The 16777-nt window shown below is 42.3% G+C and carries 19 protein-coding genes; 6 read left to right on the forward strand and 13 right to left on the reverse strand.

Annotated elements, in window-relative coordinates:
• From MFF31_RS20895 to MFF31_RS20905, 3 genes are all read right to left on the reverse strand, one after another.
• The gene (locus MFF31_RS20895; protein ID WP_238190671.1) at positions 1-798 is read right to left on the reverse strand and encodes a GNAT family N-acetyltransferase; all 798 of its coding nucleotides are present in this window, start codon (positions 796-798) and stop codon (positions 1-3) included.
• Positions 799-824: 26 nt separating this feature from the next.
• Positions 825-1151: a hypothetical protein gene (locus MFF31_RS20900; RefSeq protein ID WP_238190672.1), complete on the reverse strand. Its 327-nt coding sequence runs from the start codon at positions 1149-1151 to the stop codon at positions 825-827.
• A 479-nt stretch (positions 1152-1630) separates the two neighbouring features.
• On the reverse strand, positions 1631-1837 hold the full coding sequence (locus MFF31_RS20905) for a YwbE family protein (protein ID WP_238190673.1): 207 nt from the start codon (positions 1835-1837) through the stop codon (positions 1631-1633).
• Positions 1838-1964: 127 nt separating this feature from the next.
• On the opposite strand from MFF31_RS20905, the gene MFF31_RS20910 reads away from it, so the two are divergent.
• Positions 1965-3806, forward strand: a complete 1842-nt coding sequence (locus tag MFF31_RS20910) for a DEAD/DEAH box helicase (RefSeq protein ID WP_238190674.1) — start codon at positions 1965-1967, stop codon at positions 3804-3806.
• Between the two features lie 70 nt (positions 3807-3876).
• Here the strand turns inward: MFF31_RS20910 and MFF31_RS20915 are convergent, their stop codons facing one another.
• Both MFF31_RS20915 and MFF31_RS25265 read right to left on the reverse strand, forming a co-directional pair.
• Entirely contained in the window at positions 3877-4530 is a 654-nt protein-coding gene (locus tag MFF31_RS20915) for an HAD family hydrolase (RefSeq protein WP_238190677.1), read from the reverse strand.
• Positions 4527-4652 carry a hypothetical protein gene (locus tag MFF31_RS25265; protein ID WP_282570554.1) on the reverse strand — a complete coding sequence of 42 codons (126 nt, stop codon included), beginning with the start codon at positions 4650-4652 and terminating at the stop codon, positions 4527-4529. Before MFF31_RS25265 ends, MFF31_RS20915 begins: the two co-directional genes overlap by 4 nt.
• A gap of 248 nt (positions 4653-4900) precedes the next feature.
• On the opposite strand from MFF31_RS25265, the gene MFF31_RS20920 reads away from it, so the two are divergent.
• Positions 4901-4990 (forward strand): YjcZ family sporulation protein, encoded by a 90-nt coding sequence (locus MFF31_RS20920; RefSeq protein ID WP_238190679.1) that lies wholly within the window; start codon positions 4901-4903, stop codon positions 4988-4990.
• A gap of 74 nt (positions 4991-5064) precedes the next feature.
• Here MFF31_RS20920 and MFF31_RS20925 read toward each other — a convergent pair whose 3' ends face one another.
• The 3 genes from MFF31_RS20925 to MFF31_RS20935 are packed head-to-tail and all read right to left on the reverse strand — an operon-like array spanning position 5065 to position 8175.
• On the reverse strand, positions 5065-5862 hold the full coding sequence (locus MFF31_RS20925; protein ID WP_238190681.1) for a Cof-type HAD-IIB family hydrolase: 798 nt from the start codon (positions 5860-5862) through the stop codon (positions 5065-5067).
• Positions 5863-5894: 32 nt separating this feature from the next.
• Positions 5895-6647, reverse strand: coding sequence for a pseudouridine synthase (locus MFF31_RS20930; protein WP_238190683.1), 753 nt, complete (start codon positions 6645-6647; stop codon positions 5895-5897).
• Position 6648: 1 nt separating this feature from the next.
• Positions 6649-8175 carry an RsmB/NOP family class I SAM-dependent RNA methyltransferase gene (locus tag MFF31_RS20935; RefSeq protein ID WP_238190684.1) on the reverse strand — a complete coding sequence of 509 codons (1527 nt, stop codon included), beginning with the start codon at positions 8173-8175 and terminating at the stop codon, positions 6649-6651.
• Between the two features lie 137 nt (positions 8176-8312).
• Here MFF31_RS20935 and MFF31_RS20940 point away from each other — a divergent pair, with 137 nt between their 5' ends.
• Complete coding sequence (locus MFF31_RS20940) at positions 8313-8834, forward strand: thioredoxin family protein (RefSeq protein ID WP_238190686.1); 522 nt, start codon at positions 8313-8315, stop codon at positions 8832-8834.
• The gene (locus MFF31_RS20945; RefSeq protein WP_238190687.1) at positions 8831-9376 is read left to right on the forward strand and encodes a PCYCGC motif-containing (lipo)protein; all 546 of its coding nucleotides are present in this window, start codon (positions 8831-8833) and stop codon (positions 9374-9376) included. Before MFF31_RS20940 ends, MFF31_RS20945 begins: the two co-directional genes overlap by 4 nt.
• Positions 9377-9467: 91 nt before the next feature.
• On the opposite strand, the gene yjbM is transcribed toward MFF31_RS20945, so the two are convergent.
• Positions 9468-10271, reverse strand: a complete 804-nt coding sequence (gene yjbM, locus MFF31_RS20950) for a GTP diphosphokinase (protein ID WP_238190688.1) — start codon at positions 10269-10271, stop codon at positions 9468-9470.
• Positions 10272-10288: 17 nt separating this feature from the next.
• Complete coding sequence (locus MFF31_RS20955) at positions 10289-11386, reverse strand: quinone-dependent dihydroorotate dehydrogenase (RefSeq protein ID WP_238190689.1); 1098 nt, start codon at positions 11384-11386, stop codon at positions 10289-10291.
• Between the two features lie 189 nt (positions 11387-11575).
• Between MFF31_RS20955 and MFF31_RS20960 the strand changes: the two genes are divergently transcribed.
• Positions 11576-11713 (forward strand): hypothetical protein, encoded by a 138-nt coding sequence (locus MFF31_RS20960; RefSeq protein ID WP_238190690.1) that lies wholly within the window; start codon positions 11576-11578, stop codon positions 11711-11713.
• 9 nt (positions 11714-11722) lie between these two features.
• On the opposite strand, the gene MFF31_RS20965 is transcribed toward MFF31_RS20960, so the two are convergent.
• The 3 genes from MFF31_RS20965 to MFF31_RS20975 all read right to left on the reverse strand — a co-directional run bounded on the left by MFF31_RS20965 (position 11723) and on the right by MFF31_RS20975 (position 14863).
• Positions 11723-13114 carry a L,D-transpeptidase family protein gene (locus MFF31_RS20965; protein WP_238190691.1) on the reverse strand — a complete coding sequence of 464 codons (1392 nt, stop codon included), beginning with the start codon at positions 13112-13114 and terminating at the stop codon, positions 11723-11725.
• Between the two features lie 148 nt (positions 13115-13262).
• Positions 13263-13505 (reverse strand): ferredoxin, encoded by a 243-nt coding sequence (locus tag MFF31_RS20970; RefSeq protein WP_238190692.1) that lies wholly within the window; start codon positions 13503-13505, stop codon positions 13263-13265.
• A 71-nt stretch (positions 13506-13576) separates the two neighbouring features.
• Complete coding sequence (locus MFF31_RS20975; RefSeq protein ID WP_238192175.1) at positions 13577-14863, reverse strand: DNA polymerase IV; 1287 nt, start codon at positions 14861-14863, stop codon at positions 13577-13579.
• Positions 14864-15065: 202 nt separating this feature from the next.
• Between MFF31_RS20975 and cimA the strand changes: the two genes are divergently transcribed.
• Entirely contained in the window at positions 15066-16679 is a 1614-nt protein-coding gene (gene cimA, locus MFF31_RS20980) for a citramalate synthase (RefSeq protein ID WP_238190693.1), read from the forward strand.
• Positions 16680-16777: the final 98 nt, after the last annotated feature.

Here is a 16777-nt window from a genome sequence, read left to right on the forward strand (position 1 = left end):
TTATTCTGTCGTTTTTTTAACACGGTACCAATAGTCATAGCTATATTTAAACCCAAACTTATCGTATAAACGGCTGGCAGCAACATTTCCTGTCACGACTAGCAAATAAGCATTATCAGCTCCGTTTTCTTTAGCCCACATCAACAACTGTCTCGTCAATTGTTCTCCATATCCAAGTCCTCTAGAAGCAGGTTCAGTTACAATATCGTATAGTCCTGCCCATCCTTGTTCAATAACAACAGCTCCGCATGCAACTGGTTTCCTATCTTCTAACAAAACAGCAAAAGCTTTGCGTAAGGGCTGATCACTCATCATTCGCCTAGTCGTTTCTCTTTGATGCTCATTTAATCCTTGCATAACCGCAACAGCATCAAGCCAAAACGAGGTCGGCTCCGTCGTAATAACGATTTTAATTTTCGGATTTATTGCTTCGCCAACTTTGGAAACGCTGCCCGCCTCACTATTCATTGGCTCTACAAGATCACGTAACGATGCTGTTTTTACGGTCGTGTGATCGAACATAATGTACCCTTGTTCATCTAATCGATTATCTAATTCTTTTGGTTTCGAAAAGGGAGTTATTTTGAATACAGTCGCAAGATCACGCTCCCTGTACATCTCTTCGCATCGTTTTATTTTGTCATCCAAAGCTAAGGTGTGGCCATAGATTGCATTTATTGAATTCGATCTTTTTGTATAACCATCTGCGAATCGAAGCAACCAGCCGTCATATAAAACGGTTTGCAACGCGGGCCAGCCATTCAAACTCATTTCCTCAATATTTTTTCTAATATCCATAAACGACCTCCACTCACTTCAATATTTTAATTGCCTTCATACTCCGATGCTGCCTTTATGTTGAATCGTTCTAAATGATCGAATAGTTTCTCTTGCAGGAGCACTTCAACTTGCTTCTTCCCTAACAAATCAAAATGCGGATATTGATCACGAGCGTGGATATAATGCGGATTCAATCCATTACTCCTACACCACTCTGATAGCTTATCCAAATTTGAGCACCCAACCTTTGTTACAGTTTTCATACCTGGAAATCTTGGATCAAGCCAGTAATGGGTAAGAAAAGCGATCTCTCCTCCAGCTACTGTAGATTTCCATCTAATCATTTCATCTCTGGATATACCGAACGCCATTTCTCACCTGCTCCTTAGGCCTTTTCATTTTATATCGCCAACTGATAAATAATATTTTTATAGTGGTCAAAAAAGCTAAAGTAATGCTTATCACATTTGGTTGATACAATTCCAATATATTGTGATAATAGGAGAGAACAAAAGATGAATGAGCTTTTTAATCAATTTAAAAGCTTTGCATTGCCGATGATATCGAATCGCTACATCCAACATCTCATACCCGGAATGGACAACCAGTCCCAATTCTCTTCCTAGGTACAATTCATTATTTAATGTTGGCATTTTTTGTTAATTATACAAAGATGACATTAGCTCAATCTTACAGGTCAAATGGGATAAGTATTGCTATCATTCAGAATAACGTTATGGTAAAGAATATAAAGAAACACTTGCAGAAACGGATGGACATGGTCGATGGTTTAAATGGAAGCACAACTAAGCCACTGACTCATTTCCCAATATATTCTAAATTGAGACTACTACTTAACATTGGTGAAATCGATACTCTTCACTCTACCCACTTGCCCGTCCTGCAGCCTCACTTTAATGCCATGCGGATGTCTCGGTGAATTGGTCAAAATGTCTTTGACAATACCTTTAGTTAGCTTTCCTGTGCGCTGATCTGCTTTGAGCACAATATAAACTTGTTGCCCTATCTTTATATCTGAACGAATTGATCCGGTCATATACTCTCATTCCTCTTCCTCTTAGATGTTGGCTATAAGCATATCATATGCAATATGAAGATGCACTTGTCGTGGACACCTGTTATACTTAGCTTCATACGAAAGATGAAAAGAGGAAAATTCAAGTATGTCTAACACATTTCACGCTCTCGGAGTTTCTCAAGAGCTCAACGACTTATTGAAGCAAGCCGGAATTACAGATCCAACTCCAGTTCAACGTCAAGCCATTCCACTTCTACTAAGCGGACAAGACGTAATCGCTCAGGCGCAGACTGGTACTGGAAAAACATTAGCTTTCGCTCTACCGATATTAGAGAAGATAAATGTAGAAAAAGCGCAAGTTCAAGCACTTATTCTTACACCTACGAGAGAGCTAGCTATTCAAATCACCGCTGAACTGAAAAAATTAGCGCCCGCATTCGGAGCTAACGTACTTGCTGCTTATGGCGGTCAGGACGTTGATGCACAAATACGCAAGCTGCAACGTGCGCCGCATATTGTCGTAGCGACACCGGGCAGATTAATTGATCATATGAATCGTCAAACGATTAACTTAGGTAAGTTATCCATGCTCGTATTGGATGAAGCTGACCAAATGCTTCATATGGGCTTCTTGCCTGATGTGGAAGGCATTATTTCTCAAACGCCTAGAGCTCGTCAAACGATGTTGTTCTCTGCAACAATGCCGGATGCGATACGCCGCTTGGCAGTTGAATATATGAATTCCCCTTCAGATATACAAATACGCAGCACGAATGTCACACTCGACAGCATCAAACAGCTTGTCGTAAATACGACAGACCGCGGCAGAGAAAAAGCGTTAATCCATTTGCTTGAAAGACATCAACCGTACTTGGCAGTTATTTTCTGTCGAACGAAAGTTCGTGCTAAGAAGCTTAATGAAGCACTAAAAGATCACGGATTTGCTTCCGATGAACTTCATGGCGATCTTACACAAGCGAAACGGGAGCAAGTAATGAAACGATTCCGTGATGCTCGTCTTCAAGTTCTCGTTGCAACGGATGTTGCAGCACGTGGTCTAGACGTTGAAGGTGTAACTCACGTGTACAATTACGATGTTCCGATGGATGGAGAAAGTTACATCCACCGTATCGGCAGAACTGGACGCGCAGGCCATAATGGAATGGCAGTAACACTTGCCACTCATTATGACGTAAATAAACTTGCAGTTATAGAAAAAGGAATAAATGCTCGTCTTGAGCATCGCACAATAGATAGTGAAGGCGAACTTTCAACAGCTTCTAAGAGCCCAGCATCATTCGGCGGTAAAGAACGTGGACGCAGTGGAGATAAAGAATCCGGACGCGGTGGTCGCAGTGAAGGTGGACGCGGTCGTAGTTCATCGGCTGGTGGACGCAGCGGTCGTGGAGAACGCAACTCGTCTGAAGGCGGTCGCAGCAATGGTCGAAGTGAACGCGGAGCTTCGGAAGGTGGACGCAGCGGTCGTGGATCAAGAAATACAGCTGAAGGTAGATTTAGCCGTAGTGAAAACACTTCTTCTGAAAATGCTTTCGCTCGTAATGCGGGTGGCGCAGGTCGCCGTCGCAGCAACGACGCTGATGGAGGAATCCAAGAGCAACAACGTCCTTCAAGATCATCCAGCGGCAGAAATGGTGGTCGCTCCTCGTTAGGTCCAGATTCACCAGTTGCAAATCCGTGGGGAACTGCAGAAGCAAAAGAACGTGGACGTTCCGGCGAACAGAGCTATGGCCGTGGCGCTTCACGTGGACCTAAAAGAAGTGGCGGACCATCATCAAGAAGTCGTGGCGGAGCAGAATCAAACGTTAGCGAATCACCTCGCGACAGAAATGCTGGAGGATCAGGCGGTACAGGCAAGCCTAACCGCGCTGGCAGCAGGCCATCTGGTGGTGGCGGACGCCCAGCAGGCAAAGGAAACTTTGGCGGTAACCGTAATTCGAGCGCTCCTAGAGGACGAGGAAGATCATAATTTGAAACAAAAAAGTCTGTTCACGTTTTACGTGACAGACTTTTTTTCATCCTATATTCAGCGATTTCGTTTATCCCGGATGACGCATAATTAGTTCATTGCAAAAATATTGCACAACTTCATGTGGCGTTTCAAAGTATTCGTCAGGAGATGCGGTAGACAAAATATCTCGTCTTCCATCGCCCCATAATGCAGCTCCGCTGACCATCCCAGCTGCGCTAGCTGCAATCATATCCGTAGGCTGATCACCAATATAAGCACATTCTTCCGCTCGATACCCAATCATTGCAGCAGCCAATTGCAGCGGGACAGGACTTGGTTTATGAAATTTCGTATCTTCTTGCCCTATAATACATGAGAAAAAATGCTTTATTTTACTATTCTCTAGCTCCTTAAGGACATTAACTCGTGTTTTGGCAGATACGACCCCAAGCTCATATCCATTTCTCGCCAGATCCTCGAGCATGTCGATCACGCCATCAAATAGAACAATAGAACTGGAATTTGCATTATAATATAAGGTGGCTGCTTTTAAAATGTTAGCCCCATCTTCAGGATATAACAGTAACATCACTTTTGCTAACGGTTTTCCTTTGAGAATAGCTAACTCTTCTTCTGATGCTTCCCTATTAAGAATAGAGCGGAACCCTTCCCTCATTGCTGCTGCCGCAAGCTTTTCGCTGTCAATCAGTGTGCCATCTAAGTCAAATAGAATACACTTCATTTTGGCACACCTTCGTTGACCCAATTCAGGTTATTCTTAAAAACAACTCTGCTAGTTCCATTAGTAATCAGCTTTGTCTCTACGTCCAACAATTCATCCAAGTCAGATTCATAAGTACTCAAATTCTCGAACCCCTTTATCTATAATTTCCAAATATTGTAGCATAGATGGATCAATAAAAAAATAGATAATTAACAACGTTTATGTAAGTGCATTCATTACCGCCTTTAAGCCCAAATGTACATGAATTAAGACATATGTCCAATCCATTCGGGGCAAATAACATACACTATCGTATTCCGAAAGCAAAGTAACTTAACTTTAGTAGCTATACACTAGCTTAGGAAATTTTATTCTAGGAGGAATTGGCATGTCTGCACTACATGGAGGCTTTACATCGGCAGGGGTAATCCTGGTTCTGTTTATTCTTCTAGTCATCATTACGAGGACTTTTCTGTAATAAACAATCAACTTACGCCTATATCGAAAAACCGCCAGAGATTAGCTCTGGCGGTTTTTCACGTGTTTATTAATTTACTTAAGGGCATAATGACGTATTGCAGCAGCTACTCCACTTTCGTTATTACTTCCTACAACCGCGTCCGCTGCTTCTTTCACCATATCCGGTGAATTACTCATCGCGATGCCAATTCCTGCGAATTGCAACATAGAAATATCATTATAATAATTGCCAATAGCCAATATTTTCTCTCTAGCAATACTACGACCTTCGGCCAATTGACGTAGAGCCTCACCTTTACTTGCACCTGGATGCTGAACATCTATGAAGAGATCCCCGCTTCGAATGATTTGCAGATTTGGAGAACGTTTCTCCCAATAGCTTTGGACCTCATCCATCGATTCTTTTGTCCCAAACAAAGTTAGCTTCACTAGTTTATCAGGCAACCGCTGGTCGATACTCATCAATGTTGGTTGTACATTATGGAACTCATACATAGCTTTAGTCTCTGGCGTTAACATTTCCACATACATCTCAAAAGCAGTATTTAGATCATAATGGATATTATTCTCTCGACAGTAGTTAATAAACTCACCAATATAAGTTTGATCAATATCATATTGAAACAATACCGCACGATCAAACGACTGAATAGTAGCAGCCCCATTATGAGTAATTAACGTGCCGCTTAGCCCTAACTCCTCTAAAACTGGCAATGCTCCCATCGGACCACGGCCTGTGCATAACACAATTTCCGCACCCCTTTGTGATGCTTCACGCACAGCTTCCTTAACATCTCCTAGCAGTTCATGATCATCTGTCAGCAGCGTACCATCTACATCAAGCGCGATCAACTCATAGTTTATTCCCATAGTGACTGCACTCCTATCTTTTATTTACATCTCTATCTCTCTATCCCACGATGAGCACGAAGCAGTTCCACTTCCTCGTCAGTTAATTCTCGATATGAACCTTCGGAAAGTGATTCATCTAAGCTTAGCGGACCCATCGCTATTCTCTTTAAGGTTAGCACCTTTTTACCTACTGCATCAAACATACGTTTTACTTGATGGAACTTTCCTTCTCTAATTGTAATCCTAATGAGTGAACAAATTCCTATAGGCTCTTCTATTTTGTCCAATATGATTAAGTCAGCCGGCATAGTCAGATAACTATCATCTAACTCTACCCCTGCGGTAAATGCTTGTTGATCCGCTTCCCCAACATCTCCCCAAACTAACGCTTCATACGTTTTGTCTACATGCTTACGCGGTGACAATAGCTCATGCGCCAATTGTCCATCGTTCGTAAGTAATAATAAACCTACAGTATCTTTGTCCAGACGTCCAACTGGGAAAGGACTAAGCAGCTTATCATGATCTTCTAGCAAGTCGATAACTGTTCGCTCCTTGTTATCCTCTGTAGCTGATATAACTCCTTGCGGTTTATTAAGCATCAAATAGATGACATTACGATACACAACACGCTCACCTTCAAATGCAACCTCCTGCACGATTGGATCAACAATGAGGCCGCTATCCTTCACAACGAGTCCGTTTACTGTTACTTTACCTTGTTTCACGGCTCGCTTTATTTCACTTCTTGTCCCATGCCCCATATTTGAAAGCAACTTATCTAATCGAAGTTTCTCTGCCACTTTAAACTAGCCTCCATCCTGCCGACAATTCATTTTTCAACATCCCATCGGCATATTTACCCCAACCAATCGGAAAACCATCGACACAAATTAATGCAAATCCTTTAGGTTCTGCTCCATTCTGGAGGTGCAACTGCTCTCTGTCGACAAACAAGGTTTCCCCTTTTAAATATCTTATAACGTCATCTTCATTTGAGCTAAAGCTAATCGACCTAGCAGCATCCGTCCGAATAAGGCCAAGCGCTAACGCCTGTGAAGGGTGGAATCTTCCTCTTATCGCTTCTCCAGCAAGCCATCCTGCTCGTACAACCTTTAACCCATCAAGCGAAGGAACACCTCGCTGACCAATATATACTTTAGCTCCAAAAATGACGAGCTTTTCATTCTCATCTAGCACCAAATTTAAATGCTGATCGCTGAATGCTTTCCATGCTTCTTCAGGGCTGAGCTCAACTACGGGTGGTTTGCTCCCACGCGTCATTTTTTCATTCCGCTGCTTTTTACTTTTAGACTTCATTGAATAGGACATCTGAGATCTTTTCTCTTCAATATTAGTTATTTCTCCGTCATGATTCCGTTCTCCACTACGCTTCAATACAGCAACATAATGACCTTCGCCTTCAACTTTATGAGGCCATAATCTTACTGTACCGTCTAAGCTCCGCGTGTTTTCTGTGCCTAGTTTGCTAGCAATGTCTTCAGCAACCCAGTCTAACCTGCCCGGACTTAGCCCACCATAATGATGAACAGGTACCACAGAAAACTCTGGGTGCGTGACCAGAAACGAGGCAATTTGATCTTCGTTCTCTTCAGGAGAAAAAGTACATGTAGAATAAACAAGCATACCGCCTGGTGCAAGCATCTCAGCAGCATAAACTAGTATGTCCCGCTGCATGATCGAACATTTCTCAATTGAATGTCTCTCCCAATCTGCTGCCATCGATTCATCTTTGCGGAACATACCTTCCCCAGAACAAGGAGCATCTACTAATATTCGATCGAACCATCCTCCGAATACTGGTGCTAAATTAGATGGCTCTTCATTTAGAATAACAGCGTTTCTTATGCCAGCAAGCTCAATGTTTTTGGCTAATGCTTTCGTTCTTTCGAATGCATTGTCATTCGTTACAAGAACTCCTTGTCCCATTAACTTCCCTGCAATTTGCGTTGATTTACCTCCGGGAGCAGCACATAGATCGAGTACTCGATGGCCAGGTTGAACATTAAGCAGCTCAACAGGCAACATGGCACTTGGCTCTTGAATGTAATAGAGCCCCGCATGATAATGAGGATGTTTGCCTGGTCGGTCCTCTTCCGTATAATAAAGCCCATCCTTCACCCAAGGAATTGGCCGCACCCTGTCCTTCATCGGTGAAAGCTTCATCCACTCATCTACGCTAACCTTCAAAGGGTTGATTCGAAGACCATACACCCGTGGATCATCGTAGGAATTCATAAATCTCTCAAACTCATCTTGAAGTAGCTCTTCCATCTTCAATAGAAATTTTGCTGGTAATATGCTGTTCATGCTGGTCCTCCTGCCAAATATCGATTACTTCTTCTCATCTACAAACACAATCCGCTTTGGTATATAATAAAAAGTAAGTGAGGCAATAAGCCATCCTTAGGCTTGTCCATTACAACTAAAATGGAGGTTAATTAGTAATGAAAAAGAAAAAAACAAAGTTTAAAATGATTTATGTGTATATCGGTATTATTATCTTTTTGTTCGGATCTATCTTCGTATTAAACAATTCAGGTAAAAAGAATGAACTTTATGCTAAGTCCGTATCCGATTTAAATCCTGCAACACGTGCGCAACTGGATGATCCCAACTATCAGAATATCATATTGCCGAAAGAATTGGACAAGAAGGTTGCCGATAAAGAAGACTTCTTCGTGTATATGTTTGCATCAAACTGCGAGTATTGCAAATTCACAACGCCACAAATCAAACCAATTGCTGATGGAATAGGTATTGATTTGCCGATGTTCAACTTGCTTGAATTCAGAGACTATGGAACTAAATATGGTGTTGAGTATACACCAACACTTCTTTACTTCAAGGATGGTGTTGAAGTCGATCGTCTTGAAGGAGGACTCAAACAAGAAGGAATGACCTCGGGCAGTACTCTTGAAGACTTTAAAGCATTCTTTATCAAAAATTCAGTACCTGAGGTGAAATGATGAAACCTAACCGATCAGCTAGTGCCGAGCCTAATGGGGTGAACCAACAAAACACCGGCTCCACATCTAGAGGCATAATGTATGCCATGCTGCTCGGATTTGCTCTTATTACACTACTCACTGCTTGTAGCATGGGTAATGACAAAGAGAGTGGTCATACTGAGCTGCACGGCTCAGAAACTTGGGAAAAAACAGCATCACTGAAAGAACAACCCGGATTTCTCAAGGACCACACAAAACTTACTCAAGATCTATACGCTGAAGTACACAACCATACTGATCTAATGGGCGGCATTAACTGCTACTGCGGCTGTATGGCGGGAACGGAAATTGATGAACCTCATGATTCCTTGCTCCGATGCTACATTACCGAACATCCTGCTGATGACGGTACGGTCACATGGACAGATCATAGTACCAGTTGCGGTATTTGCAAAAAAGAAATGGAAATGATCGTCAACTTAAGCAAGCAAGGAAAAACGGACGATGAAATTCGTGAAGCCATAGATGAAGCCTTTAAGCCCAAAAACGTAAAGAGCTGATTAGGCTTTAGCCACTCCACGACACAACAAAACCTCCGATCTACTGGTAAAGTAGAACCGGAGGTTTTATTTTTACTTGGGACACCTCAAATTAGGTTTGTCCACTCCTCTTCGCCTTACTAATCGATATTCCAATGTCAGTTGCTAAACCGTTTAATCGGGGATAATCCTCGAGCTCGAACAGTTCATTAAATTTCATCTGGAATTGTGCAGCCTCACGGACTCTATTATAAAAGTACAAATCTTGAATGCCATTTAAAGCGCGTGAGACAACATTGGATTGCTCTTCAAATTCCGTTTGAGCATCCAATATTTCTTGTCTAATGCTAGTCATTTCTGTATCCAGATGGAATGCAGCTTCGGCTGCTTTTTTTAGTCGAATGCGCACATCATCTGGTAAGCTTTCTTTAAATTTATAGTTGAGAGAATGCTCGATTGTTGCCCAGAAGTTCATCGCAAGTGTGCGAATCTGGATTTCTGCAAGCACTTCCTTATAGCCAAGCGCCGTTTGAACCGGGTATTTTACGATAATATGGTAGCTTCTATAACCGCTATCCTTGTAATTCGTAATGTAGTCCTTCTCGTAAACAAGCTGCAAATCTCTGCGTGTTCGGATAAGAGCCGCAACTCGATGAATATCATCTACAAATTGGCACATAATTCTTATGCCAGCTATATCCTCTATTCCTGTATCTAGCTGATCAGGAGCAACCCCAAGTCGTTTCGCTTTTTCCAAAACACTAGATATCCGCTTTGTTCTACCTGTTACGAATTCGATAGGAGCATAAGCTTCTCTAAGTTTAAGTTCCATTCGCATCGTTTTGAACTTTACCTTTAATTCTTCGACCGCTTGCTCATAAGGCTGTAAAAAAAGACCCCAGTCTCTACCGTCCATCCGGCCGCCTCCTGTTTCTAACGATGATCTGCGCCCACTGCTTCGGCAATATTACGGTAACCATCCTTGCGTAAACATTCTTTAAGTCCGTTTGTAAGCTCTCGCAGTAATCCAGGTCCTTTATAAATAAGAGCTGTATACACCTCTACCATTGAAGCCCCAGCGCGAATTTTATCGTATGCATCTTGTGCAGTAAAAATGCCGCCAGAACCGATGATTGGCATACGTCCACCGGTATATCTGTACACAGAAGCGATCACTTCCGTTGAACGATCCCGCAGTGGTTTACCACTCATCCCACCTGCTTGTGAAGCATTAGCATGTGTTAGTCCTTCACGTGATAACGTTGTATTTGTGGCGATGATACCTGCTACACCACATTCCACAATCGTATTTACCGTGTGCTCAAGTTGCTCCTCAGACATGTCTGGTGCAATTTTCACCATAACTTGCTTCGGAATCGCTTTCCTTGCAACTGCTTGCGCTTTCATCTCATCCATGACAGTAACTAACAACTTGCGCAGCTCGTCCCCATGTTGAAGATCACGTAACCCTTGTGTATTCGGGGAACTAATATTAACGACGAAGAAGTCGCCATGATCATAAAGGGATCGAATGCAGGATTGGTAATCTTCATGTGCTAACTCATTTGGTGTATTTTTATTTTTTCCAATGTTGACAGCTATCGGAATACGATTAATTTTTCGTTTGGATAATGATGCTGCCATCGCATCTGCACCTTCATTATTAAAGCCCATCCGATTTATAAGTGCTTCGTCAGCTGGAAGTCTAAACAATCGTGGAAGATCGTTACCTGCTTGACCTTTGGGAGTTACTGTACCCACCTCTGCAAATCCGAAGCCAATACTCGAGAATCCATCCGGTGCTTTCCCGTTTTTATCCAAGCCTGCAGCGAGACCAATGGGATGTGGGAATTTCAAGCCGAGCAGTTCCGTTCGTAGTTCTGGTGATTCCGACACGCCATACATAGCGTTCATCAGTCCAGTCATTCCAGGTATTTTGCTGCCAGTGGCCAATCCATCTATGACGACATGATGAGCTTTTTCGGGATCCATTTTGAAAAACATCGGTTTAAGTAAATATGTATACAGCAAAAAATTCACTCCGTTCCACGTTGTATGCTCTATCCTACAGTTTATCGCTTTTGCGACAAAAAGAAAAGAGCTTACAGTAACGTATTGCTTACTCAGAATGTACATACCATGTTGCGACACTAGGCGAAAACGATTACAATATAGGCATATGTCCCACTTCTATTCATAAAAAGAGAGGTTGATTCTAGTATGGGCGCAGCCAAAAGAAAACCAGCAACAATGAAAGTAAAGCCTAAAGAAGAAGTCAATAAGAAAGCACTAATATGGATTGGTTCCATCGTATCTATTCTATTCATCGTAGTTGCAGCACTACTCATTTTCTCTTAGTATGTAAACTTATTTTAACCATTGATATACTTTTGCGGGATTGGTTTCGTTCTCCTGAGGCTCCAGCTGGAATCGTTCAGCCGCTTCCTTGGAATTGGGCGGAAGCGTCCCGTTTTTTATTTTCACCACTGTTCCTAGTGGTACTAAATCGTATAATTCCTCCACATCCGCCTTACGTAATCGAATACAGCCTAATGACTCATCTTTTTCAATACTATCAATATCTCCCGTACCGTGAATGGCGTACAACGTATTGGATAGCGCCATACCTCTGCTGCCAAAGATACCATCATCACGACCGTTAGGATTACGAACCTTCTCACTAATATAGAAGCTCCCCTCTGGTGTTCGATCTCCGCCTAACCCAACTTTATAACTTCTAATGACCACATCATTTTGCACAACAGCTAGTCGATGTTGTGAGGTGTCGATAACAATTTCAAGCGGCTTATTCCATTTTTGTTGAAACAGTCCATTTGTACCAATACTGGATTTGTTGGACTCGTCATCTGACGTCTTTAGTGGATGATTTTGATTCCCTCCAGAAGCTGTTGATTGTGAACCATCATTTGAGGACGTCTTAAGTTTTGACAATACATCTGGAAACATTGCTACCATTCCTTTGCCTTCTCCAGACAGAATGTTGTTTGGATATGGACGTATTAGATCCTTCAATCGTTCAGGCCACTTTCCATTCCGTTCTTTAAAATGATGAATTGCACTAGATAATGTCCAATGCATCTCCTGATTTTTTTTCCATTCCTTAAATGGTTTACTGGCATTATTCGTATCACCCGGCTCACAAACACAGCTATCTCGATCAAACATAGTTACCTGAGCCTTACTGCCTGTCACATTGCGGTTAAGGCTCATTAGAAACCGGACATTGCCATTCCACTGTCTCCAGCCTCCCTTCTCCTCTAGCCGAATAGCAAGCGTAAGATCGGGCGCTTCCTTACCAGCTGCTATTATAGTATTCATCGCATAACCAATGGGCTGCAATTGTTGTTGCGGTACCATAACAACACCAACAGCCGGAATGAGGGCAGAATTGTCTGTAACAATTTCTTTCGGAGAGTCCTTAAATATAAATTCTTTAGCTGGGATAAGAAGTGCAAGAAGCAGCAAAGGTATTGCTATAAACAATGTTTTACGCAGCAGCTGTTTTTTCTTCTGTTTTTTGTCCCATTCCTTCAATTCTTCTAGCTGCGCTTCACCAAGAGGATGGCTTTCTTGTTCAAAGGCCTCGTATATATCTCCGGCCTGAATAAAACAATAATTAGCTTTCGCCTCTTTACCCGCTTGCAAATAATGTTTTCCTAGTAAATACCAACCCATTTTATTGTTAGGATGCTGCTTCACGAATTGTTTCAAATAAAGGATATCCTCCGGCTGATCCATCCTAACCCCTCCTACTTACGATCTTTTATACTTTATATCGGCAAAGGAGGGGCTTTCATCCAGAGTATACGGCATATAAAAAAAACTCCCCCACTCCGTCAAAACGGTTGTGGGGGAGTTTGAAAAATGTATGAGAAATAATTGCTAGTTAGCCCGGTGCATTAAACGGCTCATCTGCAATTTTGATGGAATCAGTAGGACAGCCGTCACAAGCATCCTGCAAGTCATCAAACATATCATCAGGAATTTCTACATTACCGCGGTTGCAGTCGTTTTGGAAAATAACTTCTGCTAAGCCCTCGTCATCATAATCATAAATGTCAGGAGCAGTAGCTCCGCAAGCGCCACAAGCAATGCAAGTGTCTTTCTCAACCCATGTGTATTTTGCCATGGTTTTTCCCTCCTTTATTAAATACGGAATTATTCCGATTCATCATTAAAAGACCAGAATAGCTTGGTTCCTCACTCATCAATATATAACAAACTATCGTCCTTTTGCAAGGATGTTCCACGAATTCGTTTGTTCCTTATTAAGGTTGAAGGATCATCACCTAGCATACCTGCTGTCAGAACTGCATCCTCTCCAAATTTATCTCGAAGTGCATCCATCGCCTGAATAAGTGCTTCTTTCCGCGGTTGCTCTTCATAGTTGAACAAGTCTAATTGAAGGGCTGTTTCATTGAGTGGTGATAGGTTTTGCAAGGTTACTCCTAATAAACGTATAGGATCTCCTTGTTTCCAATGTCGAACAAATAACTTGCGAGCTTCCATATTTATTTCTTCAGCCGATTGTGTTGGAGCTTGAAGTGTTTGCGAACGGGTAATCGTTACCATATCCGGCCTTCGTATCGTAATCTGGATCGTAGAAGCAACGAGCTTCTGCCTCCGAAGTCTTCTGCCAGTCTGGTCCGCTAGATTAAGCAGTACACGAAACACATCATCTTGATTGCTAATATCGCTTGGCAACGTAGTCGTATGACCAATAGACTTGTTTCGTTCCCGATCCGGATTAACTAGCGAATGATCAATACCATGCGCAGCCGACTTCATCCAGGCTCCAGTAACGCCGAACTGCTTAATTAACATATTTTCGTCTGCTGCTGCTAAGGCACCTATTGTCATAATGTTTAGTTTCGCCAGTTTCTCGGCCGTCTTACCACCTATCCCAAAAAGCGCCCCACACGGCTTATTCCACAATAGATGCGGCACATCACGCAGACGTAACACCGTTAGCCCATTTGGCTTCTTCATATCGGAAGCCATCTTCGCCAACAGCTTGTTAGGCGCAAGACCGATCGAGCATGGAAGTTGCCACTCTGACATTACTTTCTTTTGCAGAGCATCTGCAATTTCTAACGGTGTTCCAAAAAGTTTGGAGCCCGTAATGTCCATGTAGCATTCATCGATCGATACAGCTTCAATTAGTGGTGTAAATGATCTGGCAATAGACATAAATCCATTGGAATATTTGCGGTACAGGTTAAAGTCTGGCTTAATCAAAATTAGCTCTGGACATAACCTTGTCGCTTGTCTTACGGTCATTCCTGTCTTTACGCCTCTCGACCTAGCGACATATGAGCACGTCACTACGATTCCTTTGCGCTGCTCCACACTTCCAGATACTGCTGTCGGCTTATTTTTATAATATTCCGGCTCTTCAGCTTCATGCACCGAGCAGTAGAACGCATTCATATCTAGATGGATAATCACTCTGCCTTTAACAGGATAATGATCATTAACATTGCTCATAACTGCTCGTTTCACCGCCCTTAGTCGGAATAATTGCTTGTTCAATTTCTATTGCATTCAGCATATAATTAGGCAGGAAGCAAGTCAATGCTGGCATAATTGTGAAAAAACAGACAATTCCCTCTCTACTTTAAATAGATAAAGTGTTATAATCTTAAATTATGATTTGAAAAGGTTATCAGTGAAGGAGGCGTCACAACAAATGTCCGATAATATCTCAATCTTTGACACGACGCTGCGTGATGGAACTCAAGGCGAAGGGATCAGCCTGTCCGCAGACGATAAGCTAAAAATTGCCCAAAAGCTGGACGCGCTTGGAGTACACTATATTGAAGGTGGAAATCCTGGCAGCAACAGTAAAGATATTGAATTTTTCCAACGTGTCAAAACATTAAATTTGACCGCTCGGATAACGGCATTCGGAAGTACTCGCCGCAAGAACAGTATTGCGGAGCAAGACGCAAGCCTTCTACGAATCGTTGAATCTGGCGTTCCCGCTGCAACTCTTGTAGGCAAGGCGTGGGATTTCCATGTTCACACCGCTCTTCAAACGACATTGGAAGAAAATCTTGCAATGATCTACGATTCCTTTGCTTTTCTAAAACGTAATGGCATGGAAGCCATGTATGACGCTGAACACTTCTTTGATGGTTACAAACATAATGCTGAGTATGCGATTGCTGCACTGCGCAAGGCTCAAGAAGCAGGAGCAGATTGGCTAGTTCTATGTGACACTAATGGAGGTACTTTACCAAGTGAAATCCATGAAATCGTTACAAGAGTGAGAGAACAATTGACTACTCCGATAGGCATTCATACACATAACGATTGTGAGCTCGCTGTCGCAAATTCATTAGCAGCTGTACAAGCTGGTGCTCGCCAAGTGCAAGGAACGATCAACGGCTATGGTGAACGTTGCGGCAATGCGAATCTATGCTCAATCATTCCAAATCTTCAAATAAAGATGAAATATAATTGCCTGCCAGACGAGAAGCTGAGAATGCTAACAAATACAGCACGTTACATTAGTGAAATTGCTAATGTGAATATGCCTGTAGGTCAAGCTTATGTCGGCAACGCAGCATTTGCCCATAAGGGTGGTATTCACGTATCCGCAATAATGAAAGATTCCAAGACGTACGAGCATATTAATCCTGAGCTGGTTGGTAATAAGCAGCGTATTCTCGTTTCCGAGCTTGCCGGACAAAGTAATATTATCTCTAAGGCACATGAGCTTGGATTAGATATCAATGCAAATAACGATAAAACAAAACAAATCATGGAGCAGATCAAAGATCTAGAACATCAAGGCTACCAATTCGAAGGTGCCGATGCTTCACTTGAGCTTCTTCTTCGTGACGCCTTTACTGAAACGAAAGAAATTTTTAAAGTAGAATCCTTCAAAATGCATGTAGAAAAAACGAATGGTGAAATGGTTTCCGAAGCAATTGTTAAAATAAACGTTGGCGGACAGCAAGTTTATACAGCTGCTGAAGGTAATGGACCAGTCAATGCACTTGATAATGCTCTTCGAAAAGCTTTAGTACAGTTTTATCCGAAAATTGAAGAGTTCCACCTTACTGATTATAAAGTACGTGTTATCGATGAGAAAGATACGACTGCGGCGAAAGTACGTGTTCTCGTCGAATCAACTGATCTAAACAATACTTGGTCTACTGTTGGTGTTTCCAGCAATGTCATTGAAGCCAGCTGGGAAGCATTGCTCGACAGTGTACGCTATGCGTTGTTAAACATGGACAAAGTCGAAAGTAACGTGACCGATTCTACAGAACGACTTGGCCTAATCAACCACTAATTGTAATTATTCATTCTGAAACTGCCTGTCATAGAGAAATCATCTACGGCAGTTTCTTTTTTTTTGAGCTCAAAGCACAAAAAAAAGGACAGGGCAGC

Origin of the sequence: Paenibacillus sp. L3-i20, from assembly GCF_022180385.2 — a bacterium.
Classification (GTDB): Bacteria; Bacillota; Bacilli; order Paenibacillales; family Paenibacillaceae; genus Pristimantibacillus.